Raw genomic sequence first — 25,714 nt, forward strand, 5'->3', positions numbered from 1 at the left:
CTAAGCCAAAAGTTCCGGAGCATTCGTTTCCTAATAAAAATAAAAAGAATCTGAGGTTACTTTTCCAACATCCCCAAAATAGCATTAAACGTTTTTTGTTTTAATTTTTCCAGATCCTCTGCTCCTAAACCTTTTACCTCAATAGCTTCGCTAAATACAGTTTTAGTCAATCCAGGGTTTAGCAAAAGCGGATCAGTACGGGGTAAATGTGCCCTGCTGTTCAATATGGCAAAAGGTAAAACCGGTGTCTGCGTTTCTATGGCTAAACGGAATGCCCCATCATAAAATGGATTCAAAGGTAATTCAGATCTGTTCATGGTGCCTTCAGGGAAAATCAAAATTGACTGTCCCTCGGCCAGGTCTTTTCGAAGCTCGGCTACAGAATGGTCGCGGCTTTCTCTGCTGCTCCTGTCAATCATCACCACCAAACGTTTATAAATCCATCCAAATACGGGGATTTTGAGCATTTCTATTTTCCCCAGCGGACTAAAAGCCTGTGGTATACAGATTACAATGGCAACAGCGTCTAAAAACGAACTATGGTTGCCAACATAGATATAAGACCGGGAAGTATCAATTTTTGCGCCGTTGGCCGAAAACCATAAAAAGGTAAACAGGCTAAAACCCCAAGCCCAGCATTTTAAAAAATAGAATGAAATTTTTCTACCGGTTTTCTCTTTAAAAATGCCCATACTGATGATAATAAAGGGGCAAACAATAAGCATGAGCAGGAAAAATACACTAGCTGAATAAAATAAATACAATCCACCTATTAGTTTTCTCATGATTATTAACGTTTATTTAACAGTTTTCAAGGATAACAAATGTTAATTTTACAAAAATATTGGCAGATAAGAAATTATTTTAATCCAGTTTACAGTGGCTAAATAGTTTTCTGCTTAAGATGTAACAATAAAGGCGGCAGACAAACAACAAAACCAATCTGCTGTTAAGGTATAAACCTGGTCTGTGCGCTATCAGATAATTTAACTTGCCATTTTAAAATAATGAAGCATTTGAAAATTATTCTTCTACTGATCGTTTTAATACAAGGCTTTAAAGTATGCGCCCAGGATTTTGTATTGAAAGGTATAGTGATCGAAAGAGGTTCTAATGTCAGGATTGCCTTGGCTGGTATTACCAATCTCCGTAGTAAAATGGGTACAACCAGTAACGATATCGGAATGTTTCAGCTAAGTAGCCGGATCGGTGATACGCTGTTAATTCAAAAAAGAAACCTGAATGAACAAAAAGTGGTGGTTAAAACGAATGATGACCTGGTTGTTTATTTGGTTAGGGGGAACACAATGTTAGAGGAGGTTACAGTTAAAGGGCAAACCAAGAAGCAGGAAATGGAAGATATTAAGCACGATTTAAGGCATAATGGCTCTTTTTATGCGGGTGAACCACCATTAATTCTATTAAATCCATTTGGTGGCAGCCCTATAACGTTTTTTTACGAGCTTTTTGGGAAAACACCCGCAAGAGCGCGTAATTTTAACCGTTATTATAAAAAAGAGTTAAGTTTGATCGAGGTAGACAAGTTTTTTAATAAAAGTTTAGTCTTGAACAATACTACATTGACAGGGAAAGATATTGATAAATTTCTGCTAGACTATTACCCGACACGCAGCATGACAATTAATTGGAACCATTACGATGCTGTTAAATACATCAAAGAATCGGCTAAAAAATATACCGATACTTTGAAGCAAACAAATTAACACCCCATGAGAAACTTTAAATTTGCCCTAATACTCTTCGTTTTTACAACAGTTGGCTTTTTCGCAAAAGCACAGGATTTTATTGTGAAAGGTGTGGTCATTGAGAAAGGCTCCAATATCAGGATCGCATTATCAGAAATCACCAATTTGCGTACTCGAATCGGAGTTGGGAGTAACGATATCGGTATGTTCCAGTTAAAAGCCAGGATTGGCGATACACTCCTGGTGACTAAAAGAGACCTGATTGATCAGCATGTGGTGGTGAACAGTGAAAAAGATCTGGTCATTTACCTGGTTAGGGGAAGTACTACATTGGCAGATGTAACCATTGTAGGGAATACCAAAAAGCAAGACCTGGACGAAATTAAACGAGAGTTTAAAAAGAAGGGTGTGTACAATGGTGGTAAAACAACATTTCTATCGGCTATATTTAGTCCATTAAATGCGCTATATAATTTAATCGGTAGCGATCCGAAAAATGCCCGAAGATTTAGCCGTTATGCCGACAATGAGATCAAGCAATCGCAGATTGATGTTTATTTTAACCAAACGATCATTAAAAATAATACTGAATTAAGGGGCGATACCCTGGAGAAGTATATGCTGAACTGTCGCCCTGAATTTGACAAGGCCCAGTATTGGAACAGCTACGATTATATTAAATATATTAAAGAATCTTCGAAAAAATTTACAGATACACTCGGGAAAGGGAAGTAGAATTTAGTGTGGAGTCCTTAGTCTGGAGTCTTGAGTCATTTGGGTGTTAGTTACAGTTGCTCATGATTGATTAGGAATTTGGATTTCAGTTAACCAGTTAAATAAATACAGTTTACAGTAAGCGGCTTGCGGTTACAAATAAACCAGTAAACTAATAAACCTTTAGATACTCAAAGCTTCGCAAGCCTTCTCTGCAGCTAGTTTTTCTGCATTTTTCTTGTTGTAATCTCTTCCTGTGCCATATTGTTCGCCCTCTACAATGGCACTGATGGTAAACAGTTTTGCACTTTCGCCATCACCGTTCTGTACCAGTTCAAACATTACATCCTTACCGTGGCGCTGGCACCACTCGATGAGTTTACTTTTAAAATTGGTTTCAGTAAGTTCGAGGGTATGGATATCAATGTGCGGTTTTACGATCCTGCGCAATAAAAACTCTTTGGTAAAATTGTAGCCCTTATCCATATAAATAGCGCCCACAATCGCTTCAAAGGCATCACCCAACATCGAATTGTGCTTGGTTTGGATACTTACCGAGCGTTGATCAAACTGGATAAGTTTGTCGAAACCAATTTTTTTGGCCAGCTGGTTTAGATTAGCCCGGTTTACGATTTTAGAGCGCATTTCGGTTAAAAAACCCTCCTCTTTGTACGGGTAGTGTTTAAAAAGGAGCTCTGCTATTACTGAACCCAGAACAGCATCGCCTAAAAATTCTAAGCGTTCATTGCTGCTCCTGCTTCCGTTTTTCAGGATTTTTGCTGCAGAGCGATGTCTGAACGCCATTTTATAAAGCGTAACATTGCCTGGAACAAAGCCCAAAATATTTTTCAGCTTTTTAACAAACTCCTTTTCAGGAGAGAAATAAAGTTTATATAATTTTAATATCGGCATTAAATAAACAACACAATTAACGGCTAATTAGCATATTTAACTAAGTTATCTATTTTTAATTAGCATACAAAATTATATAGTAGCGCTGTTTTAAATTAATCTTCGTATTTCTTGAAAATCACAGAAGCGTTATGGCCACCAAAACCGAATGTATTACTTAAAGCAGCCCTAACAGTACGTTTTTGCGCCTTGTTGAAAGTAAAATTCAATTTAGGGTCAAATGCAGGATCATCTGTAAAATGATTGATCGTTGGAGGAACAATATCATTTTTAACAGAAAGAATTGCTGCAATAGCCTCAATAGCTCCGGCTGCACCTAAAAGGTGACCAGTCATCGATTTGGTAGAGCTGATGTTTAACCTGTAAGCATCTTCACCAAACAATGTACCAATGGCCTTGGTTTCACTGATATCGCCCAGCGGCGTAGAAGTACCGTGTACATTGATATAATCTATATCGGCAGTTGTTAAACCAGCGTCTTTTAGTGCATTGGTCATTACCATTCTGGCTCCCAAACCTTCAGGATGTGGTGCGGTGATGTGATTGGCATCGGCACTCATTCCACCGCCAACAAGTTCTGCATAAATTTTTGCACCCCTTGCCTTTGCATGTTCAAGTTCTTCTAAAATAATGGTTCCTGCACCTTCACCGGCTACAAATCCGTCACGGTCTTTATCAAAGGGACGTGATGCTGTTGCCGGATCATCGTTACGTGTAGATAATGCATGCATGGCATTAAAACCGCCCATACCTGCCTCATTGATGATGGCTTCAGATCCCCCGCTGATGATTACATCGGCCATACCCAAACGGATATAGTTGAATGCATCGATCATGGCGTTTGTTGAAGAAGCACATGCTGAAACAGTTGCAAAATTTGGCCCACGCAAGCCGTATTTGATAGAGATATGCCCTGGAGCGATATCAACGATCATTTTAGGAATAAAAAATGGATTGTATCTTGGTGTACCGTCTCCTTTGGCGAAATTTGAAATTTCATCCAAAAAAGTTTTTAATCCACCAATGCCTGCACCCCAGATAACACCAATACGGTTGGTATCTAATTTTTCAAAATCAAAACCACCGTCTTTCACCGCTTCTTCTGTTGATACAAGGGCATATTGTACAAACGGATCTAACTTACGGGCTTCTTTTTTATCCAAAAAGTCTTCGGGATTGAAGTTTTTTACCTCGCAAGCGAATTTAGTTTTAAATTTTTCAGTGTTAAAACCCTTAATAGGAGCAGCGCCACTCACCCCTTTAGTCAACCCTTCCCAAAAATCTGGAACATTATTGCCTATGGGAGTGAGCGCACCCAACCCTGTTACTACTACTCTTTTTAATTCCATTTATACTGAAAAAGCGTAATTCTATTTAACGTTTTTTTCCAAATAAGCAATCGCTTGACCAACAGTACCGATGGTTTCAGCCTGATCATCAGGAATAGCTACATTGAATTCTTTTTCAAATTCCATAATCAACTCTACGGTATCTAAAGAATCTGCACCTAAATCGTTGGTGAATGAAGCCTCTGGCGTAACTTCGCTTTCGTCAACACCTAGTTTTTCTACGATAATAGCCTTAACTCTTGAAGCAATATCAGACATAATTTTATAATTTAATGGTTAAATAATTCTGTGCAAAGAAAAATAAATTCTTACAATTTTCAAATGTTTTTATTTCGATACGTAATTTTGCCATCTCAATAACACAGCGAATATAGAATTAGTTTTTTAATTTCGTTCTGTAAATAATTTATTTCGCTTTGAATAAGACATACCTAAAACTTACCTTAGACCTTGATTTTATACTAATTGCGATAACAGCTCCCCTTAAAGACTATGTACTTTGCCACAAAATTAATACCCGGCTAAATACGCAGTTCGAAAAAATAGATGACCACGAAATATTTTTTAATGTAGATGAGCCCGCCTGGTGTTTCTCCAAATATTACTTTTTTGTAGAGCAGGGCGAGGTAGAATATTACCTGATATGTAATAAAAGCAGCGATGGTTTTTTGGTGCCCGAGATGAATAAGGTAGATTTTTTTATTATCATTAAAGAATTTATTGATAAAGAGGATTTAGATTATCTTATAAACGGACTTAATAAACTGCCTGATATTCAGGTTGCTGCAAAAATAGACCCCACCAAGTTGAAGAGCAAGGAGAATTTGGTAATATAAAAATTATATACTTGGTGTATTAAATACACTATATTTGACAGTTACAAACCAAGAACAAAAGAACAAAATATATAAATTTTAATGCAGTTTGATTAATTTAGATCATCATTCAGTGTTCTAATAACTGCATAGCTAAAAATCAATTAATTAAATGAAACCTTTTCATTCGAGAACCAAAATTGTAGCCACGCTTGGGCCAGCATCAGCAAAACCAGATGTATTATACAGTATGTTTAACGCAGGTTTAGATGTTTGCCGTCTAAACTTCTCGCACGGATCACAAGCAGATCACCAGGCGGTTTTAGATACCATCCGCGATTTAAACCAGAAATACGAATACAATGTAGGTATCCTTGCCGATTTACAAGGGCCTAAAATCCGTATCGGTTTAGTAAAAGAAGGCGGTATCAACCTAATCAATGGCAACAAAACCATCATTACCACCAACGAATGCATTGGTAACGAAGAACGCATTTATATTACCTACCAAAATTTCCCTCAGGATGTTCAGGCAGGAGAAATTATCCTTTTGGATGATGGAAAACTTCAGATGAAAGTGTTATCTACCAACTTAAAGGATGAAGTGGTGTGTGAAGTAGTTCATGGGGGCATTTTAACTTCAAGAAAAGGGGTTAACCTTCCAAATACCAAAGTTTCCATCCCTTCTTTAACGCCTGAAGACCGTGAAAATCTTGATTTCGTTTTAGATAATGATGTGGAATGGATCGGGTTATCTTTCGTACGTAAAGCGGAAGACATTGTTGAACTGAAAAAAATTATTGCCGAGCGTGGAAAAACAGCACGTGTTATTGCTAAAATAGAAAAACCAGAGGCGATTGCCAATATCGACGAAATTATTGCTGCAACAGATGGTATCATGGTTGCCCGTGGCGATTTGGGCGTGGAGTGCCCGATGGAAGAAGTGCCATTATTGCAAAAAATGATCGTTGCCAAATGCAGGGCGGCATCTAAACCGGTTATTGTAGCCACCCAGATGTTAGAGAGTATGATCACCACCCCTCGTCCAACCCGTGCAGAGGTGAACGATGTGGCCAATTCAGTACTGGATGGTGCAGATGCCGTGATGTTGAGCGGTGAAACATCAGTAGGGGAATTCCCGTTGATCGTTATCGAAACCATGCAGAAAATCATCCAGAATATCGAACAGAATAACTATCCGTTCAACCCTGATAAATTCTTAAAACCAAAATCGCCATCTTTCCTGAGCGATGCCATTTGCGATTCGGCTTGTTTCCTTGCAAAACAGACCAATGCGGTAGGTATTGTATCGATGACATTAAGTGGTTATACCGCTTTCGAAATTTCAAGTCACCGTCCGGAAGCCTTAACCTTTATTTTTACCAGTAACAAGGCATTATTAAATGCGGTAAGTTTACTTTGGGGCGTTAGGGGCTTTTATTACGATAAGTGGGAAAGTACCGATAATACCATTATTGAGGTAAACGAATTCTTAAAAAGCAAAAAATTGGTTAAACAAGGCGATATCGTCATTAATACTGCTGCTATTCCAATGGAAGCAAAAGGAAAGACCAATATGTTAAAAATTACAGTTATAGATTAATTTCTAATATCATAGTATATAAATGCTCCCGATTTTAACCCGGGGGCATTTTTTTTATCAATAAAAAATATATTTTTGCAATCCCAATACGGAGAGGTGTCTGAGTGGTCGAAAGAGCAAGCCTGGAAAGTTTGTATACTGGCAACGGTATCGAGGGTTCGAATCCCTCTCTCTCCGCGAATGAACTTTTTTATGCCAAAAATCACGTACCACGGATTCACGTGTGGAAATCGTGTGAAATTGGCAAAAAAATAAAAAAGTCCTTGATAGACGGCCATTTCGGGCTTAGGTTCGAGACCCTCTTTCTCCGCACTGAGTTGTAAGAAAGGTCTTTCTGTATAGGAAAAGCCTTTTTCTATTGGGCCTTCTTCTTTTTCTATCCCCGAAATTTCTGCTAAAACTTTTCAAATTTTTCAATTTTACTCAATGTTTTCATGTGGAAATCGTGTGTAGTTGCTTTTTTGTGAAAATTACACACGAGAATACGTGTAAGATATTGATTGTCAGATAGTAAAATCATTGTGCATCTTGATAATTATGAACGCTATTCAGACCTTTAAAAACTGAAAGCTGAAATTTCGGATGAACTTTTATCTTTGGTACAGATTGAATCAAATTTCCCTGGATCCAGGGACTAAAGCCGGGTGCACACTTTGGATTGAAATCCGGTGTCTACTATCCCTGAAATCCCCAATGGTGGGCTGCATGTTCAGAAGTTTTGATAAGATTTATATTTCAGTATCATGTTAAAGACAGAAAATGGCTAAGCATTTATTAAACTGCAAGAAATGCAAACTGATAACTAATTGCAAATCTAAATCGTGCTGCGAAATTTATTCTTCTTCTGTTAATTGGAGGTGTCAAGCCTTGTAAGATTGATGGATGCTTGAATAAAATGATGAGAGGGTAATTGCAATTTAACTTTGAAAATGTTACCTTTCACGACATGAAGCTGTGGTTAATGTTCCTTGTGCTAATAACTATCAGTGCTGCCGCGCAGCAACCTGTCAACCAGGCCAATCTTATCAAAACTTCTGAACAATATTTCCAGGAAAAAATGGTATCTGACCATATAGTTGGACTGAGTGCTGCTATCATAATTGACGGCAAAGTGATCTGGGAAAAGGGCTTCGGTTATGCCGACCGAGAAAACAAAATTGCGATGACACCCCAAACCGTGGTCAATATCGGTTCCATAACCAAAACCTTTACTGCATTAGCACTAATGCAGTTGAATGAACAGGGGAAGCTGGATATCAATAAACCATTAAAAAACTACTTGCCGCAGTTTCGCCCAATGGTTAGGCCGGGCATCAGCCCGAGTAAGATCACCTTGAAAGCGGTAATGACGCATACCTCTGGTATACAATCCGACATCTGGAAAAACTCAGATCTGGAAAGCGGAAAATATACTGACGTTCCCGGCTTTGTCAACCAGACCTACTTGTTATACCCTGCTGGCATGGTAGGACTTTATTCGAATGCTGGTTACAATCTGCTGGGTAATGTCATTAAGAACGTCAGTAAAGAGGACTATGCTGGTTATATTCGCCGCCACATTCTTGCCCCACTAGCAATGTCGCATAGCGGATTCGCCATGGACAGTCTTAAGAACCGGAGTAAGATATATGCATATGGGCAAAAATTCCAGGAGTTTGAACTCCGCGATATCGCCTCTGGGGGCATTTATGCGGATCTGAATGACTTTACAAAATACGCGACCGGCCTGCTAAAGGCTTACCGGGGTGAAACGAATACTATTATTAAAGCAAGCACTCTGCATGAGATGTTCAGCCTTCAGAATGCGTCGGTACCGATCGAGAGCAACAAAAAAGGCTTGGGCTGGTTTATGTTCAAAAATGACTCAACTTTCGCCGTTTATCACGCAGGTAGCGCTGGTTTTGCCCAGGCCAAATTACTGCTCTTTCCCCAAAAGAATGCCGCAGTTATCGTGATGACCAATACAGCCGAGGGTGGGCAGGCAGCAGAAGACTTCTGCTTTAACCTACTACCAAGGTTCGGCCTACGTATTTCTGATCTGTTCCCCGCTCCGATAACCGGATTGGTTCGTGATACTGGTCATATTGTTCAATTGACACCTGCTGAGCTAAAGAAACACGCTGGCAGTTATGCTAAAGCCAACTCTTACGCGACTATTTCAGTAGCGGACAAATATCTCAAGATGCTGGAGAATGGTAAAACAACTATTTTAAAACCGCTCAGCGCAAATCAATATGCCCCTTATGAGATCAAAGGAAATGATACAATTATGAAAAAAAGTGACCAGCGTTTTTTCTTTACCAATATCCAAGGCTATCATTATCTGATTCAGCGGGCCGGCCAAAGGGAGTATAATTGGGGCTATCAACTAAAACCGATTGATATTGGTCTTTGGCAAAAGCGGATAGGATTATATCAGCAGTATGGTTACCAGATGCTCATCGGCGACAGCAAGTTTAAAAGTATTGAGCTATATATTACCGCTGATATGGTGTTGATGTGCAGGCTCAAAACAATGGGTAGTACCAACGAAATCCCTTTGGATGTGATTGACAATAACCATGCGCTTTCCTCGGGTGTTAATGCCGGATTTGGCGGTTTTACAGTTACCTTTAGCACTAGTAAAGGGGAACAATTGGTCGATTTTGCAGGTATTACCTTTCGGAAATAACCAGCACCGTTTAAAATTCTATAACCTTTAAAAAACACGAGTGTCTATCAGTCCGCAACTTTTGTACACTCGGAACCAGAACTAACCCAATATTATTATGAAGCGGGCATAATGTATTTCCAAGTAAGTAAAGACTAAACAGATATTGTATAAATAAAAGCTTGTTTTTATAAATTAGTAAAAGTATTATAAAGGAAAATAAGATGTCGAAATTAACAGAGCAACGGGAAAAGCTTCGTCTTACACAAGATGAATTGGCCGAAAAATCTGGTATTTCCGTGAGAACCATTCAGCGGATAGAATCCGGGCAAATGCCAAAAGGTTTTACACTTAAGGCTCTTGCTAAAGCTTTGCAAGTTGACGAATCGTACTTTGAAAGGAAAGAAATTCCTGAAAACAACAATCAAAATATGCTTACATGGAACAAGATTGTAAATCTTTCTGCGTTGCCATTTATTTGCTTTCCACCGTTAAATATTCTTATTCCACTCGCTCTTATTCTTTGGAAGAAACAGCAAAATCCAGTCAATAAGCAACTGCTCTCGATACAGGTCATCTGGACGCTGATCGGTATTGTATTGTTCATTTTTGTCTTGATTTTGAAGGACTGGTTTGGGGTAGAAAGTAACATAAAAATGCTTATCCCTGTACTTTGGATTGGTGTAAATGGGTTTGTCATCATCCGAAATTCACTCGTTTTGGGAAAAGGGAATCCGAATTGTATTTTACCTAATATCAATATGTTATGATTGTTGACAGTTTCCTGACGGGTAATTGACGTGACATTGGCGGGCTTCATTTTCGTATTTTACAAAACGACTGCATTCCTTTGCACAAAAAAATACGGAATGGTAGCAACAAGTTTGAATCAGCAGTTATTAAAAATTTTCTTGATTTTTATTTTAGGAATAAACACCTGCTTTGGCCAGCAAAAAATCAGAACCATCAGATCTGCTTCAGAGAAAGCCTGGATCAGTGATGGAAAGAACGTTAAAATGGATTGGCATTTGGAACCTGGAGCAAATCCTGATATTTATTACGTCAATATTCCTTCCAAGAAAAGTGTCATAAAATTCAAAACAGACCAGGACGAACTGATCATCCGTACCAAACCTCAAAAAAAATATGATTTTGTGGTTTTACTAAATGATAAAGATAGTTGCCACATTCAGATTGCGTCTGTTTTGCCTCCTGATATCGCTTATTTTGAAACAAAAAATATTTATCCAATTAAAATGCCTTTCAAACTGATTAAATCAAAGATTTTTTTTGATGGACTGGTCAACAACAAAAATGTGCTTCTGCAGTTTGATCTGGGAGCAGGAACCAGCGTGATTAACAGAAAATCTTCTGAAAAAATCGGTTTAGAATTTTCTTCACACAAAATGATAAGCAATACTCATGGACTAAACAAGGAGAGAACCAGTGTGGATAATCAAGTGAAGATATCTGGCTTACAATGGAATAATATTGAACTGACTGAGGTTGGAAATATGGATGATTTTGAAGACGTCATCATCGGAAACGGATTTTTCCGGGACAAAATTATCGGAATTGATTATGATAAGAAGGAATTCATGATTTATGAAAACCTGCCCCCTGAAGCCAAAGCCTATAAAAAAATGCCTGTTTATTATGTGCAAAACCGGCCGATGTTTAATGTAGAAATTGTACATAACAATAAAAAATATAGCTCTTGGTTTCTTTTTGATACCGGCAGAGACGGATCTATGCTGATCGGGAATGATTTTACAGGATTAGAAAACAATTGGGAGGAATTGCAACCTCTTACTGTAGTCAATGGAAGAAAAATAATTCGCCTTGATGCTTATATTGGCGGTGTGGAGTTTAAAGATATTGTGACCAACGCTTCCGATCCTTCAGTCCCCAACGCCAAAGCAAGTTTGTTTGGTAACCAGATTTTGAAGCACTTCAATGTGATTTTAGACAACAAAAAAGGAGCATTATACCTGAAACCAAATTTACTCACCAATGAACCTTATTTCAACTATGAAAGTTATTTGAGACAAATATCAAACAAATAGATGCCAAATATTACCGTCAAAACAGTCTGGCATAGCAGCTAAGTCTCAAAAGAAATTTTTGTGGCATTTTGATTACCTCAATAGCTTTTTCCATAGCAATAGCCCCTATGTAGAGATTCCTGTGGATATGGCCGATCGATAATTAAACTTAAAATAAATCGATGAGAAACACCCTGAAATATATTTCATTACTTCTGCTTTTAATCCGATGCCATAACATAAATTCACAAAATACAGCAAGATTATAGATGCTTATCTTAAAAACTGCTTTTATAAGTTGTAGATCCTAAGATTTTTCTGGGTTAGCCGACCTTTTGATGGTATCGACCCATCCATCTGGCCAGTATAGTTTGATCATACTAAAATTGCCTGACTGGTCCTTTATGAATTCGACCAGCCACTGGCTGCCCCTAAAAAGATTGTTGCCAAGATAAGCCAGGGTATAAGGCTGATCTTTCCGGTCTGCTGTTCCACACAGTTGCCCTTCTTTTACGAAAAACGTAAATTCCTCAAAACTTCCGCAATACATGGGGAGATCTTTTTCCGAAACAGGCAAAGCCGTTCTGAGGTCATTCAGCAGCCAGGTAAATTTTCGTATCTCCGTGCTGTCGGTTGTGGTATGGAGAAACTGACGGTAAATGATCTCTTTAGCAGAGACCAATGCCTTGGTATCTGAGCTTGTGTCATCTGGAATAACGCCGTTACCTTCCCAGTCTGTATGTGATGCCGCATTCTCACTTCGGGTAAAGGGGATAAAAGCTACGTAGCCCTGCCCAAGTGCAAAGCTGCGTGTGGCATGTGCCCCGCCTGCAGTTGGTTGCCCAATAATCCTTGCCTTTTTCAACTGTTGCAATGTGTAGGCAAAACCTTCAGCCGCTGAAAAAGTATGCCTGCTGGTCAGGAAATACACCGGCATGGATAGGGATAGCCCTCCTGTTACCGATGGCTCATTAACAATCCATTCGTCCTTCCAGCTATTCTCGATCCGATTATATTGCCGTCCTAAATAGGTTTTGGAAGGAAAGAAATAGCTTAATATCTCGCTGGCCATAGCCGTACTACCGCCAAAGTTAGCCCGAAGGTCTATGATCAGCGCATCGGTGTGGGCCACAAAGGTAAAGGTAGCCCTTACAGTCTGACGCGAAAGTGCATTGGTATCCGGAAAATTGCTGAAATCAATGTACCCAATATTACCTGGAAGTATCTCCGCCTTTCTGAAAAAGAAATTCTGCCGTTGTTCACGCCTGATTGAGGTTGTATCTTGTTTCCTGGTCTGGCTGAAGATGCTAATCCTTTTTTCGAGCTGGGGGTCATAACGGACTAACAGGTGACGGTCGGCATAGACCGACCGAAGGTCTGAGGTAAGCATGGTGGCTAAATCTCCAGGCTTGCCGAATTGTTCATATTTTCCTGCCTTCTGTTTTTTCTGGATAAGGTTGCTCATCCCCTCTGCTTTTTCAGGAAAGACGTAGACATGCCTTAAAAGGATGGACACGCTGTCGGTAAGCTTGCGAGTAGATTGTGCGATAGCTGAGTAACCGGTCAGCAGCAGGCATAAGATGGCAAAATACTTTTTTTTGTTCATGGCAATATTTTTCTTCAAACCTATGCCATGTTGAGGCTAAACCCGTTAAAAAATACCTATGGATTTGCTATAGATTTTATAAGTGCTGGAAATGACCGTTTATTTTGAATATTTTAGCAGTATGTAATCCAATTATAAAAAGATGGATAGCCCCGCTTATATTATACGTAACCGTTTTCAGATTTACCCGGAGTTGCACCTGATTAGAGATAACTTTTCCGGTGTTGACACCAAACTTGAGCCTCGCCTGATGCAAGTGCTGGAGCTCTTGTTGAAAGATGCCGGCAACCTGGTTTCAAGGGAACTGCTAATCAGGGAGGTGTGGGATAATTATGGCGGTGCGGGTGAGGCACTGAACCATGCTATTGCACTGCTCAGGAAGACCTTGCAGGATACGGAAAAAGACCTTATCCGGACGGTGCCTAAAAAAGGCTACACGATTGGGACAGGTATTAGTTATCCTGCCAGTGCTTCACCTAAAAGATCGAAAATATTATTTGCCGCAGGAATGGCCGTAGTGCTGGGGATGTTGGCTGGTTTCTGGTGGTATGCCAGGCCTGCGTCTGAAAAAGGCGTATTATACGAAAAAGTAAGCGCCGCACCAGAGGAAACTGCGGAGAATACCATTGAGACTTCCGCTCCTGACGGTACACAGTACAAGCTGGTGTCCATTGGAGATGGACCGCCTTCTTTTTACATTAATGGCAGGTTGCAGGTGCCAGACAGCATGGAAAAACACAGAGTGTTGATTCATCAGTTGAAACAGGAATTATCGGTACGGCGCAAATCGAAACGGAACTGACCGGAGAAATTGATCTGTTCCCACAATAGACCCTTTACATTATGAAAATCACGTTTATACTTAGCACGTGCTTTCTTTTGTTGACATTAAAAAGGGATAATGCTGTGATGGAAATGTCTTTTACGAAAGAATATATTTTCTCAGCCACTGTATAAATCAATACTGCTAATGTTTTTTGGGCGTCCCATCCTAAAATTCTTATAGTACCAAGCCCGGTAAAGATAATTCTGAGGCAAATGATATTGCTAATTTCAATGGCAATGCCTTTATACCGTTGGATGAACTTATTTTTTTAATAGCATGAATAATCCAATGCTTTTTTCAAAAGGTGAAATCACGAACGTATTAATCGTTGACAAAACATCCAATTAGAGGTTTTGTTATCTTATGCCTTGTTATTCTAACTCAACTTTAATCTTTTTTACGATAATCAGATCACGGTCTTTTGTCTTAATAAATTCATCTACTATTGTTTCCTTATCGATAACAACCTTTTTTGTCCATACAGCGTTTCCATTCACCGTAATTGTAAGAGGTTTATTTAGATCTATCATTTCGGGAGAAACATAAATGGTGAATGCTTTTACTCTCGATACATGAACTGCTATAGTATTGCCATGCCAAGTGGCGGTTATTGCTCCTGATTTGTGCGGATTAAAATTATATTTAGCTGTTCTGGCATTGATTTGTGTTGCTGGTGGATTATATTCTTTATGCCAGGTTGCTTTGTTCTGAAGCGTATCCAATTGCGTGATCTCAAGCCAATAAGCGCGCCCGTTTTTTACGTCGTCTGTTTCCCATTCGATATGTTTTGGGAAAGGTTTACGAATATGATTAAACAGGCTGTCATAAGCAAATGAAATGCTGCCAGGCTCATCAAATGGCATTCCATGCTCGCCCGGCAATGTAAAACTGTGCCAATTATCTCCAATGCTCGAACCATAATTTTTGATATTAGTGACGCTTGCGATATTAAAAGTGCCGTCATCTGTTGTACTGATCCCATAAAATGGAGTATTATTTTTTAAATTGGCTAAGCAGGTATTATTGAAATAAGACATAGGGAAATAATTTAATCCCAGAAAACCTGCAAATGGGTAGGATTTATGTGTAGCCATCCAAAATGTGCCAATGCCACCATCAGAATGGCCACCAAGAAATACTTTGTTATCATCAATATTGTATATTGATTTCACAAAACTGATTTCTTTCAGTATGGTTTCAAATGCTGAAAGATTATATAACCAGTTAAAACCTTTTTTGGCGAGTGGGTAAATAATAATTGCTCCATCATCTATCGGTTTTTGGAGCGCTTTTCTGTGCTGATCATCAGGCGACATAGGAGCGGAATAAAATGCTGGCCGCTGACTTACCGCACCATGTAAAAAAACAAACAATTTATTTTTTTTTGCCGGATTATAACTTTTAGGTATGTAAACCAAGAAAGGTACAATAAGAGAGTCATTTACCTTTATTTGATAAAGTGTACTGTGACTTTTGACCGGCGGGTTTGGGAAGCTGTTATAATTTTTTATCCATGCAATAGTTTGCTGCGCCGACTTATTTTTGAGAAACTTAACGATTTTGATTGGGTCGCTTAGTAAAGAGCTATTCATTCTCTTTGTACTGTCATGAATGCTTTTGAGGTAGTTTGCACGAACGACTTGGGCTGAATCGTATTTCGGTTTCATGATGGAAAGATAATGCTTCCAATCAGGAGTGTCACTAAAGCACTTGATCAGGGTGTCAGTTGCGAAATACTCATAATTATTATAATCCATGAACTTTGCGAACCCTTTTTTGTAATAATCTATAGCCTTTTCAGTTTGTCCTGCCTGGCAAGCGCATTGTGCGGCATTGTAGTAAGTATAATTACCATCATTCCCTTCTTTAATGGCCAAATCGTAATATTTCAAAGCTATTAAATAGTTCTTAACTGTTCGCTGATAGGCGACCGCCGTATCTAAATACCTGTTGGCAAGTGATGAAGATTGAGCCAAAGAATAAAAAGCCTTAAATAATAATATGGCAGTGATTACAATATATTTTCTATTCATAGTTTCACAAAGTATTGTGTTACTAAGTTATTGCTATCGAACTGAAAAAAATTGTATTTTTCAGCCAATACTAAATATATTTGAATACCAGGTGTGTATCGCCAATCTGCCTAACACTCTGAAAAAACTTTTTAGGATTTGAGCCAGAAAGTTGCTTATATAATTTGTTAAAATAAGCCTGATCATAAAAGTTACTATTGTAAGCAATAGTAGTTAGTTTCTGAAATTGTTCGTCAAAAAGTTTGTTCTCCAACGAATGTCTGAAACGTGCAATCTGTCTGTAGCAGGCCGGCGATACACCAATATGTGATTTGAAATGCCTGTTGAATGACCGAAGCGGCTTACTTACTAAGGCTGCGATTTGACTGATGCTTCTTTCGTTGTTGAAATCAGATAAATAAATTAATGAAATTTCAATTTCAGTTAGGGAGATCGGGTTTAGAATGGACAATAAGAATTGTTCCAAATATGCAATGCGTTGGCTAATGGGAATTTCAATAAAAAGATTTCTCAACATTTGTCTATAAAACTTTCCCTGCCATTCACTAAAGACACGTGGCGCAGTTCCCATTAATTTGCTTAATGGTTTGTTCACAAACTGGTTTAGACCCAATGGTTTAAAAATGATTGTAATACGTGCAAATTTGCCATTTAAATCAACCAACAGTGGTTTAGTACGCTTCCCCTGCAGTATAACAAATGGTGAGCCATTGTCATTGCCATTAATTATTATTTTTTCTTCTTCGATTTGATAAGAGCCATTGCTATATATCGTTATGGCATTATATGTATGAGGAAAAGAATAATGCATATTTTTAAAATCACCATCTGTTCCTTCAAAAAAATAATAGCAGTAAACGTATTGCGCAAGTGCCCCAGAATACGGGTAAAGTGTTTGAATATTGGGTGCCATACATATCATATAAGGATACAAATTATGGTGCATTCGTTACAATTATATCAATTCTTTATCATAAAAACAACGTTTATTAAGGTTCGAGGTTGCTCAAAAGGACGTATTTTAAATGGAATCCACACCTGATTAAACTCTGAAAATATCCGGCACCACGTTCTAAACCGCCTTGGTATCTGCGATATTAATATGCCAAAGCCAGTTTGCGATTCCTTGTAATTAATCTAATTGTTGATGCAGATTACAGGAATAAAATAATACATTAGCGACATTAACCCCATTTTGTGCCATGCAGGAAGAAATTCTTCTACAGATAAGTCTTAAAATTAAAGAACGACGCAAAGAACTTGGTATCACCGTTCAGGAACTTGCCGATAAGGCAGAGGTAAGCAAAGGGCTTATTTCGCAAATAGAAAACAGCCGGACTATCCCCTCGCTAATGGTCTTGATGGATATCATAAAGAGTTTGGAAATAGACCTTAACAGCTTTTTCAAAAACATTAATTTCCATAAAAAAGATGCCCCGGTGCTGGTCAAAAGAAAAGATCAGTATCAAAAATTTGAAAAGGAACAGGCTGCAGGGTTTAATTATTCGCGGATCCTCACCAAGAACATTAAATTTTCTACTGCCGATTTTGTACTGCTTGAGTTGGAAGTTAATGCCCACCGGCCTATGGTTAAAACCGAAGCTTTCGAGTTTAAATACATGATAGAGGGTAAAGTGGAATACCAGTTCTCCAAAAAGAAAGTGATCCTCGAAAAGGGCGATTCGATGCTTTTTGACGGCCGGCTTTCCCATACCCCTGTAAACATAGGCAATACCAAAGCACTCATGCTGGTTGTTTATTTCTTTGAGTAGTTAGTAAACAATGTTTATTAATACTTAACAAATTTTTCTTCATATTCATAAATAGCCCTTACTTTTGAGGATAAACTGTATGATTATGAAAAGTTATCTAAGAACAACCCTGCTTTTGCTTTGCCTGTCGGTAGTTGCTCAGGCTCAGGTTAAAAAAGCTAAACACATTATTTTAATAGGCTGCGATGGTTTTGGCGGTTATGCATTAGCAGATGCGAATATGCCTAACCTTAAGGCCTTGATGCGCAACGGTTCGTGGACGGCGGAAGCTCGCTGCGTACTGCCTTCATCAAGCGCAGTAAATTGGGCATCTTTATTAATGGGGGCTGGTCCAACTGAACACGGTTATACCGAATGGAACAGCAAAGTGCCCGAAATCCCTTCGGTAACCAAAACGGCTTATGGTTTATTCCCTGGTATATTTAGTGTAATCAGGGATCAGAAAAAGCAAGCTAAAACGGCGATTGTTTACAGCTGGAACGGTATTGGCTATTTATTTGAAAAGGAAGCGGTAAACATTGTGGTTAATGGTAAAGAACAGGACGATTTTTGCGCAGATACTGCTGCCTCTGTCATAAAAAATGAAAAGCCTTTTTTCACTTTTGTGCACTTTGATGAGCCCGATGGCACAGGCCATAGTATAGGGCACCGTACACCGGCCTATTACAAGCAGCTGGAATTGGTAGATCAGCGCATCGGCAGGATTTTGAAGGCGGTTCAGGATGCAGGCATAGCAGATGAAACGATCGTCCTGATCACGGCAGACCATGGTGGCACAGGCAAAGGCCACGGAGGGAAAACACTGGACGAAGTTCAGATTCCATGGATTATTGCCGGGCCGGGCATTCGTAAAAACCACCACATAAAAGATGTAATCATTACTTACGATACCGCGGCCACTCTTGCCTGGATCATGGGTTTAGATCAGCCGCAGAGCTGGCGGGGCAAACCTGTTAGCGAGGTATTTGCAAAATAGTTACCGGCCATTTGCGGTTGGACTTAACAATTTGATAATGTAAACTTTGTTTACAAATAATAAACAAAGTTTACTATTGTGGCATAAAATATAAGTTATGTCAATTAAGTTAGTGGTGTTCGATATGGCGGGCACAACCGTTAAGGATGAAAACTATGTAGGCCTTGCTTTCCAGCAGGCCATGAAAAACCACGGATATGAAATTCCGCTAAAGAAAATCAATCCGATTATGGGCTATGAAAAACCTTTGGCCATCAAAATGATGCTGGAGGTTTACGAGCCAGACGCTGAACATATAACAGACAATCTGATCCAGGTTATTCACCATGATTTTGTAGCGAACATGCTGCAATTTTACCGTACCTCTGATCAGATTGTTCCTCTTCCCAACGCAGAAGAAACTTTCAAAGCGCTGCGTAACCAGGGCATTAAAATCGGTTTGGATACCGGTTTTTCAAAAGACATTGCCGATCTCATTATTCAAAGGCTGAGCTGGTCTGATAAGGTAGATGTGGTTATTGCCAGTGACGAGGTAGCGAATGGCCGCCCTTACCCAGACATGATTCATAAGATGATGCAGCAACTGAACATTGTTGATGCAGCAGAAATTGCAAAAGTTGGCGATACCGAGGTTGATATTAACGAAGGAAAAAATACCGGCTGCAAATATGTGATTGGCATTACCACAGGCTCGTTTACCAGAGAGGAACTCGAGCCCTACAGGCCAACGCATATTATAGACAATTTAACACAGGTGCTCGACATTATAGCAAGTTAATGAATTTGCTGCATGTTGCCCGTCAAAAAGCCGCTAAATGGCCTTATTGGCTCATTACCGTGCTTGGTGGTATGGCTGCCTTTGGTTGTTATACCAGTATGTATGCTTTTAGAAAAGCATTTGCTTCGGCCACTTTCGAAAACCAGGAAGTGCTGCATATCGATTATAAAGTGTGGCTGGTTATTGCACAGATGGTTGGTTATGCCTTAAGCAAATTTTATGGGATCCGCTTCATTTCAGAATCGGGTAAAAGCAACCGGGCAAAAAGCATTATTTTGTTAATGATTTGTTCATGGCTTGCATTATTGGGCTTTGCGTTGGTACCAGCGCCATATAATATTGTTTTCCTGTTGTTAAACGGTTTCCCTTTGGGCATGATCTGGGGACTGGTTTTCAGCTACCTGGAAGGGCGGAAAACAACTGAATTTATGGGTGCATTAATGTCAATCAGCTTAATTTTTGCCTCTGGTTTTGTTAAAACAGTAGCCCGTACATTAATGGCCGTTTTTTCGGTAAGCGATTACTGGATGCCTTTTCTTACCGGGCTGATTTTTCTATTGCCCTTATTTTTCTTTGTCTTTTGTCTTGAGGCAATGCCTGCGCCTTCAAAAGAAGACCAGCAATTGCGTACCAAACGTGTGCCGATGGATCAAAAGCAACGAAAAGAATTTATCCTGGCTTTCCTTCCCGGAATTGTGCTAACCATTATTATTTACGTGCTGCTTACCTGTATCCGCGATATGCGCGATAATTTCGAAGTAGAAATATGGAATGGTTTAGGTATTCATAACAACCACATTTATACACAGATAGATACTGTTATTTCGATAGTTGTGCTTGCCATGATGGGATTACTTATCCTGATTAAAGACAACCTAAAGGCCTTTACAGTTATTCACCTGATGATTATCGGCGGTTGTTTTTTGGTTGGCATTGGCACTTTTCTTTTTGATCGGGGGCACATTGATGCTGTTAGCTGGATGGCGTTGTTGGGCATGGGGCTTTACATGGCCTATATCCCCTATAATGCTATATTTTTTGAGCGTATGATTGCCAATTTTCATTACAAAGGCAACATTGGTTTTATTATGTATGTAGCTGATTCGATAGGCTATGTAGGAAGTTTTTCGGTATTGATGCTTCACGAGTTTGGTGAAACAAATATGGGCTGGATGCACTTTTTTAGGCAATGCCTATTGGCTGTGCCTTTGGTTGGCGGTGTATCGGGGATACTTTCACTCCTTTATTTTAGGCGAAAAACGTTAAAAAAAACCAAAAAGCTAGTTAAAAAAAACAGGCCTGCTTTAAAAAGAGCCTGGTCATGATGAATTAGAACTATAAAACAAAGTATTTAATAAATTCGTGCATGCTGAAGCTGGCTTCGGTTGTGCGCAACTTACAAAAAATAAAATGAGCGATAAACATTTCGATCTTATTGTAATAGGCGGCGGGATATTAGGCACCTTCCATGCCTACCACGCCTTGCTTGCCGGAAAATCTGTGTTGCAACTGGAAAAAGATAATTATCCGGTAGGCGCTACAGTGCGCAATTTTGGCCAGGTAGTGCCATCGGGCATGGAGGCCGAGTGGTTTGAATATGGGGTAGCCGGACTGGAGATCTACAGAAACATCCAGCAGGAATTTGATATTTCTATGCGCAACAACGGAAGCGTTTACATTGCATCTGACGAAGGTGAACAGACCCTTATCAACGAACTGAAAGCACATTACGATTTGATCGGTTATCAGGCTGCATTGCTAAGCAAGGAAGCGGTACTGGCCCAATATCCGGCAATAAAATCGGGCTATGCCAAAGAGGCGCTTTATTTCCCTCAGGAAATTAGTGTAGAACCCGAATTGATGATCCGCAGGCTACACCAATATATGCAGGCAAAATTTACCAATTACCGCCTCCTGTATGATAGTCCGGTTACCACCTGCGAAGCTAAAGGCACTGGTGTGGTAGTTGGCTTGCAAAATAAGGCCGCCACCTTTACCGCCGAAAAAGCAATTATCTGTAATGGTTATGAATTTAAATTGCTGTATCCCGAATTGTTCAGCGAAAGTGGCATTGTGGTAAGCAAGCTGCAAATGATGCGTAGCGTGCCAATGGCCAATGTAGCGCTCGAAGGAAATATCCTTACCGGTTTAACCATTAGAAGGTACGAGAGTTTTGAGCATTATTGCCCTTCTTTTAAAAGTATTCCTACGCCCGATGCTTATGAGGAACTCAAAAAATGGGGTATTCATATCTTGTTTAAAAAGGCCACTGATAACAGCATTATCATCGGCGATTCGCACATCTATGCGGGAGTGAACAATTTTGACGACCTGGGATTCGATTTAAGCCATCATATTAACGAACTGATGCTGAAAGAAGCTGAAAGGATTGTTGATTTCGATGTGAGGAAGCTGCAAACTACCTGGGCAGGCTTTTACCCTCAGCATCCTACCAAGCACATTGTAGCATACGATTTGGATCAGAAAATTCACATTAGAACGGCCATTGGTGGTAAAGGTATGACCGCGAGTGCCGGTTATGCCGCAGCAAGTATTAAGAAAATATACAGTTAACAAATACTAAACAGAAATAGGGTGTTTTGTTAACTGAAAGTTGGTTTAATGCTAACATGCACATCTTATTATTGCCTTCGTAAACCTTCATACATTTTATTGATAAATGAAATATCTGCACAAGTTAAAATTGGGCATAATGGCTTTGCTGTTTCTATGCCTCTCGCCTTACTTTGTATGGGCACAAACAAAAATTACGGGTACGGTTAAAGACGAAACCCAACAGGTTATTCCAGGAGTAAGCGTACTGGTAAAAGGAAATAAAAAAGCTACATCAACCGATTTGTCGGGGCATTTTAGCATTGATGCCAAAACTGGCGAAACCTTGGTTTTCAGTTCTATTGGCTTTATTTCGCGCGAAATCCAGGTATCCGGACCAAACTTAGAAGTAGTTTTAAAAACAGATTCGAAAAACCTGAACGAGGTTGTGGTTACGGCACTGGGTGTCCGCAAAGAGAAAAGGAACCTTGGTTACGCCATTCAGGAAATTAAAGGAGCAGATTTGGTTAAAGCCAGAGAACCAAACCCGGTAAACGGCCTTGTTGGTAAAGTAGCGGGTTTAACCGTTGGTGTATCATCTGAGCTTTTGGGCAGATCGGCGCTCTACCTTCGTGGTAACAACGTAAATCTGGTGGTGGTAGATGGAGTTCCTATTAATTCTGATACCTGGAACATTAACCCTGATGATATTGATACCTATACTGTGCTAAAAGGACCGGCTGCGGCTGCACTATATGGCTACCAGGCTTATAACGGAGCCTTATTGATCACCACTAAAAAAGGTAAATTAAACGATAAAAACATTGAGGTAGAATTTAACTCGAGCACACAGTTTAATAAAGGATTTATTGCCTTGCCTAAAAGTCAGGATGAATACGGACCGGGTGAGCACAGTGCCTACGCTTTTGGCGACGGAAAGGGTGGCGGTTTAAATGATGGCGATTACGACATCTGGGGGCCAAAATTCGAAGGCCAGTTGATTCCACAGTACGATAGCCCGGTGGATGCAAACGGCGTACGCCAGGGAACGCCATGGGTAGCCAGGGGAAAAGACAACCTCAAGCGTTTTATTCAAACCGGCTTATTGTCGACAAACAATATCGCATTGTCTTCAGCTACAGATAAATACAATTTGAGACTTTCGATATCCAACAATTACCAAAAAGGAATTATTCCAAATACCCAGCTCAATATTAACAACTTTAATGTGAGCGGTTCTTATAATATTAGCCCGAAATTAAGGGCCGAAGCCTATATCAATTACAGCCGTCAGTTTTCCGATAATATTCCGGATGTAAATTATGGCCCGAACAGTGTGATTTACAACATGACGCTATGGGGCGGGGCCGATTGGAATATAGACGATATGAAAAACTATTGGCAACCGGGTAAAGAAGGCATCCAGTCTGTTTATGCCGAATACCAAAGGTATCATAACCCTTATTTCATGTCGTACGAATGGCTGCGCGGACATAAAAAGAACGACGTTAACGGTTATGCCTCTCTGAACTATAATTTTACAAAAGGTTTGGATGTGATGCTTAAAACACAGATTTCTACCTACGATCAGCTAAGAACAGAAAAAATGCCGTTCTCTGCACATCCGTACGGTCGTGAGGAAGGGCTTGGCGATTACCGCGAAGACCGCAGGAGCATGTTCGAGAACAATACCCAGTTGATTGTAAAGTTTAACAAAAATATTGGCGATTTATTTGAAGTTAGCGCGTTTGGTGGGGGTAATGCCCGTAACTTTAGCTATAATTCCAGCTTCACTACTACCGATTACTTAAACGTTCCGAACGTTTATAACTTCTCCAACTCTAAAAACCCTGTAAAAGCGTTTGATTTTAACTCAAAAATGTTGGTGTTAAGTGCATTTTATTCTGTTGATATCAGCTTTAAAAAATACCTGAATGTTAATACAACAGGCCGTATAGATAAAAACTCGGCACTTCCACCTGGAAACAATGCAGCATTTTATCCTTCCGTATCTTTAAGTTCGGTCGTGTCTGATTATGTTAAGATGCCAAGCTTTATTTCATTCGCCAAGCTGAGGGTTTCTTATGCAAACGTAAAAGATCCTGGTTTGGGTACACTAGAGTATATCGGCGCAACGCCATTGCAAACTTATCCTATAGGTTATGGTGCAGAATATACTTCCTCTTATGGTGGCCCGGGTTATGGCCTTTCATCGCCATATAGCGTCAGGCCAACCTATAACAACCAAACAGGTGCTTATTATACCAATAACCTGATTGATCTCAATGCAGTTAAGGCCCAGAGCAGAACGAACTATGAAGGGGGTATAGACCTTAAGTTCATCAAGAACAGGTTAGGTTTCGAGGCTACTTATTTCAGGTACATCGACGGACCAAAAATTATCAAGCAGAACATTTCGCCTGCTACCGGTTATCAAACCAACACCATCAACGGTCGTAAGACCCAAAACAGTGGCGTTGAGTTAAGCTTATCTGGTGCACCAATTATGACCGAGAAATTTGGTTGGGATGTAATGTTGAACTGGTCTACTTACAAGCAGATTTATAAAGAGCTTGCTCCTGGCGAAACCTATGTTGACCAGTTCTTTAAGGCCGGCGACCGTATCGATAATATTTATGGTTCTGTATTGGCTAAAACACCGAGCGGACAAGTGATACATACCTCAAGCGGTACTCCTATTTCTTTACCGGTAAATCAGTTGTTGGGGCACGCCGATCCGAACTGGGTATGGAGCATCAACAATAAGTTCAGGTATCAGAATTTCTCTTTCAGCTTTCAGTTGGACGGAAAAGTGGGTGGCGTAATGCAGGATTATGTGAGGCTTAAATCTTTCCAGGGTGGTCGTCAGATCGAAACTGTTCAGGGTAAAATGGGCGAAGCCAGGTACCAGGACTATTTGCATGTAAACGATAAAAATTACAAGGGAACCTGGGTAGGGGATGGTGTAGTGGTTGCAAATGGAGCTAAACTCAATTTCGATCCTGTTACAGGCGTAATTACCAATTATGGCGATCTTGTCTTTGCTCCGAATACCACACCACAATTGCTTCAGGATTATTTGGGCGTTTTTTACGGTGCCAAAGAAAATACAATGATGAGCCGTACTTATGCAAAATTGCGTGAAGTAACCATTGGTTATCAGTTGCCTAAAAAATTATTGGAGCGAACATTTATCAAATCGGCTAACATTTCGGTAGTGGGACGCAACCTGTTGTACTTTATCAATTCTACTTATAACGATGTGGATGTAGACCAGTATTCGGGTAGAGAAGGTACTTCTACGCTGCAAACGCCAACTACAAGAAGTATAGGCTTTAACCTTAATGTTACTTTTTAATCCTAAAATATTAAGATC

General features: G+C 39.7%; 21 protein-coding genes and 1 tRNA gene. 15 read left to right on the forward strand and 7 right to left on the reverse strand.

From position 1 onward, the window contains the following. Window positions 1-56: 56 nt before the first annotated feature. Window positions 57-785, reverse strand: coding sequence for a lysophospholipid acyltransferase family protein (locus ACFSR6_RS11600; protein WP_379078909.1), 729 nt, complete (start codon window positions 783-785; stop codon window positions 57-59). Window positions 786-1,007: 222 nt separating this feature from the next. On the opposite strand from ACFSR6_RS11600, the gene ACFSR6_RS11605 reads away from it, so the two are divergent. Together ACFSR6_RS11605 and ACFSR6_RS11610 are read left to right on the forward strand one after the other, a co-directional pair. Beyond that, complete coding sequence (locus ACFSR6_RS11605) at window positions 1,008-1,724, forward strand: hypothetical protein (RefSeq protein WP_379078911.1); 717 nt, start codon at window positions 1,008-1,010, stop codon at window positions 1,722-1,724. 6 nt (window positions 1,725-1,730) lie between these two features. Then, window positions 1,731-2,441, forward strand: coding sequence for a hypothetical protein (locus ACFSR6_RS11610; protein ID WP_379078914.1), 711 nt, complete (start codon window positions 1,731-1,733; stop codon window positions 2,439-2,441). Window positions 2,442-2,603: 162 nt separating this feature from the next. Here the strand turns inward: ACFSR6_RS11610 and rnc are convergent, their stop codons facing one another. From rnc to ACFSR6_RS11625, 3 genes are all read right to left on the reverse strand, one after another. After that, on the reverse strand, window positions 2,604-3,332 hold the full coding sequence (rnc, locus tag ACFSR6_RS11615; protein WP_379078916.1) for a ribonuclease III: 729 nt from the start codon (window positions 3,330-3,332) through the stop codon (window positions 2,604-2,606). Window positions 3,333-3,427: 95 nt separating this feature from the next. Further along, window positions 3,428-4,681 (reverse strand): beta-ketoacyl-ACP synthase II, encoded by a 1,254-nt coding sequence (gene fabF / locus ACFSR6_RS11620; protein ID WP_183767391.1) that lies wholly within the window; start codon window positions 4,679-4,681, stop codon window positions 3,428-3,430. Window positions 4,682-4,702: 21 nt separating this feature from the next. Continuing rightward, a complete protein-coding gene (locus ACFSR6_RS11625) occupies window positions 4,703-4,939 on the reverse strand; it encodes an acyl carrier protein (protein WP_008508386.1) in 237 nt (78 codons plus the stop codon). Window positions 4,940-5,097: 158 nt separating this feature from the next. On the opposite strand from ACFSR6_RS11625, the gene ACFSR6_RS11630 reads away from it, so the two are divergent. The 6 genes from ACFSR6_RS11630 to ACFSR6_RS11655 all read left to right on the forward strand — a co-directional run bounded on the left by ACFSR6_RS11630 (window position 5,098) and on the right by ACFSR6_RS11655 (window position 11,815). Then, the gene (locus ACFSR6_RS11630; RefSeq protein WP_379078919.1) at window positions 5,098-5,517 is read left to right on the forward strand and encodes an IPExxxVDY family protein; all 420 of its coding nucleotides are present in this window, start codon (window positions 5,098-5,100) and stop codon (window positions 5,515-5,517) included. Between the two features lie 151 nt (window positions 5,518-5,668). Further along, complete coding sequence (gene pyk, locus ACFSR6_RS11635) at window positions 5,669-7,099, forward strand: pyruvate kinase (protein WP_379078922.1); 1,431 nt, start codon at window positions 5,669-5,671, stop codon at window positions 7,097-7,099. Window positions 7,100-7,189: 90 nt separating this feature from the next. Beyond that, window positions 7,190-7,276: transfer RNA gene (locus ACFSR6_RS11640), tRNA-Ser, on the forward strand. Between the two features lie 733 nt (window positions 7,277-8,009). Next, a complete protein-coding gene (locus tag ACFSR6_RS11645) occupies window positions 8,010-9,770 on the forward strand; it encodes a serine hydrolase domain-containing protein (protein ID WP_379078924.1) in 1,761 nt (586 codons plus the stop codon). A 203-nt stretch (window positions 9,771-9,973) separates the two neighbouring features. Beyond that, a complete protein-coding gene (locus ACFSR6_RS11650; protein WP_379078927.1) occupies window positions 9,974-10,519 on the forward strand; it encodes a helix-turn-helix domain-containing protein in 546 nt (181 codons plus the stop codon). A gap of 384 nt (window positions 10,520-10,903) precedes the next feature. Then, window positions 10,904-11,815 carry a retropepsin-like aspartic protease gene (locus ACFSR6_RS11655; protein WP_379078930.1) on the forward strand — a complete coding sequence of 304 codons (912 nt, stop codon included), beginning with the start codon at window positions 10,904-10,906 and terminating at the stop codon, window positions 11,813-11,815. Window positions 11,816-12,101: 286 nt separating this feature from the next. Here ACFSR6_RS11655 and ACFSR6_RS11660 read toward each other — a convergent pair whose 3' ends face one another. Further along, on the reverse strand, window positions 12,102-13,400 hold the full coding sequence (locus tag ACFSR6_RS11660) for a S41 family peptidase (RefSeq protein WP_379078932.1): 1,299 nt from the start codon (window positions 13,398-13,400) through the stop codon (window positions 12,102-12,104). Window positions 13,401-13,542: 142 nt separating this feature from the next. Here ACFSR6_RS11660 and ACFSR6_RS11665 point away from each other — a divergent pair, with 142 nt between their 5' ends. Continuing rightward, on the forward strand, window positions 13,543-14,202 hold the full coding sequence (locus tag ACFSR6_RS11665; protein ID WP_379078935.1) for a winged helix-turn-helix domain-containing protein: 660 nt from the start codon (window positions 13,543-13,545) through the stop codon (window positions 14,200-14,202). Window positions 14,203-14,597: 395 nt separating this feature from the next. On the opposite strand, the gene ACFSR6_RS11670 is transcribed toward ACFSR6_RS11665, so the two are convergent. Together ACFSR6_RS11670 and ACFSR6_RS11675 are read right to left on the reverse strand one after the other, a co-directional pair. After that, a complete protein-coding gene (locus tag ACFSR6_RS11670; RefSeq protein ID WP_379078938.1) occupies window positions 14,598-16,259 on the reverse strand; it encodes a hypothetical protein in 1,662 nt (553 codons plus the stop codon). Between the two features lie 70 nt (window positions 16,260-16,329). After that, window positions 16,330-17,172 (reverse strand): helix-turn-helix domain-containing protein, encoded by an 843-nt coding sequence (locus tag ACFSR6_RS11675; protein ID WP_379078940.1) that lies wholly within the window; start codon window positions 17,170-17,172, stop codon window positions 16,330-16,332. Between the two features lie 289 nt (window positions 17,173-17,461). On the opposite strand from ACFSR6_RS11675, the gene ACFSR6_RS11680 reads away from it, so the two are divergent. The 6 genes from ACFSR6_RS11680 to ACFSR6_RS11705 all read left to right on the forward strand — a co-directional run bounded on the left by ACFSR6_RS11680 (window position 17,462) and on the right by ACFSR6_RS11705 (window position 25,696). After that, the gene (locus tag ACFSR6_RS11680; protein ID WP_379078943.1) at window positions 17,462-18,031 is read left to right on the forward strand and encodes a helix-turn-helix domain-containing protein; all 570 of its coding nucleotides are present in this window, start codon (window positions 17,462-17,464) and stop codon (window positions 18,029-18,031) included. 85 nt (window positions 18,032-18,116) lie between these two features. Further along, a complete protein-coding gene (locus tag ACFSR6_RS11685; RefSeq protein ID WP_379078945.1) occupies window positions 18,117-19,007 on the forward strand; it encodes an alkaline phosphatase in 891 nt (296 codons plus the stop codon). 97 nt (window positions 19,008-19,104) lie between these two features. Next, window positions 19,105-19,785, forward strand: coding sequence for an HAD-IA family hydrolase (locus ACFSR6_RS11690; protein WP_379078948.1), 681 nt, complete (start codon window positions 19,105-19,107; stop codon window positions 19,783-19,785). After that, complete coding sequence (locus ACFSR6_RS11695) at window positions 19,785-21,110, forward strand: DUF5690 family protein (RefSeq protein WP_379078950.1); 1,326 nt, start codon at window positions 19,785-19,787, stop codon at window positions 21,108-21,110. Before ACFSR6_RS11690 ends, ACFSR6_RS11695 begins: the two co-directional genes overlap by 1 nt. 85 nt (window positions 21,111-21,195) lie before the next feature. Then, window positions 21,196-22,359 carry a TIGR03364 family FAD-dependent oxidoreductase gene (locus ACFSR6_RS11700; RefSeq protein WP_379078952.1) on the forward strand — a complete coding sequence of 388 codons (1,164 nt, stop codon included), beginning with the start codon at window positions 21,196-21,198 and terminating at the stop codon, window positions 22,357-22,359. A 106-nt stretch (window positions 22,360-22,465) separates the two neighbouring features. After that, a complete protein-coding gene (locus tag ACFSR6_RS11705; RefSeq protein WP_379078955.1) occupies window positions 22,466-25,696 on the forward strand; it encodes a SusC/RagA family TonB-linked outer membrane protein in 3,231 nt (1,076 codons plus the stop codon). Window positions 25,697-25,714: the final 18 nt, after the last annotated feature.

It is taken from the genome of Pedobacter vanadiisoli (assembly GCF_042684385.1).
GTDB classification, from domain to species: Bacteria; Bacteroidota; Bacteroidia; order Sphingobacteriales; family Sphingobacteriaceae; genus Pedobacter; species Pedobacter vanadiisoli.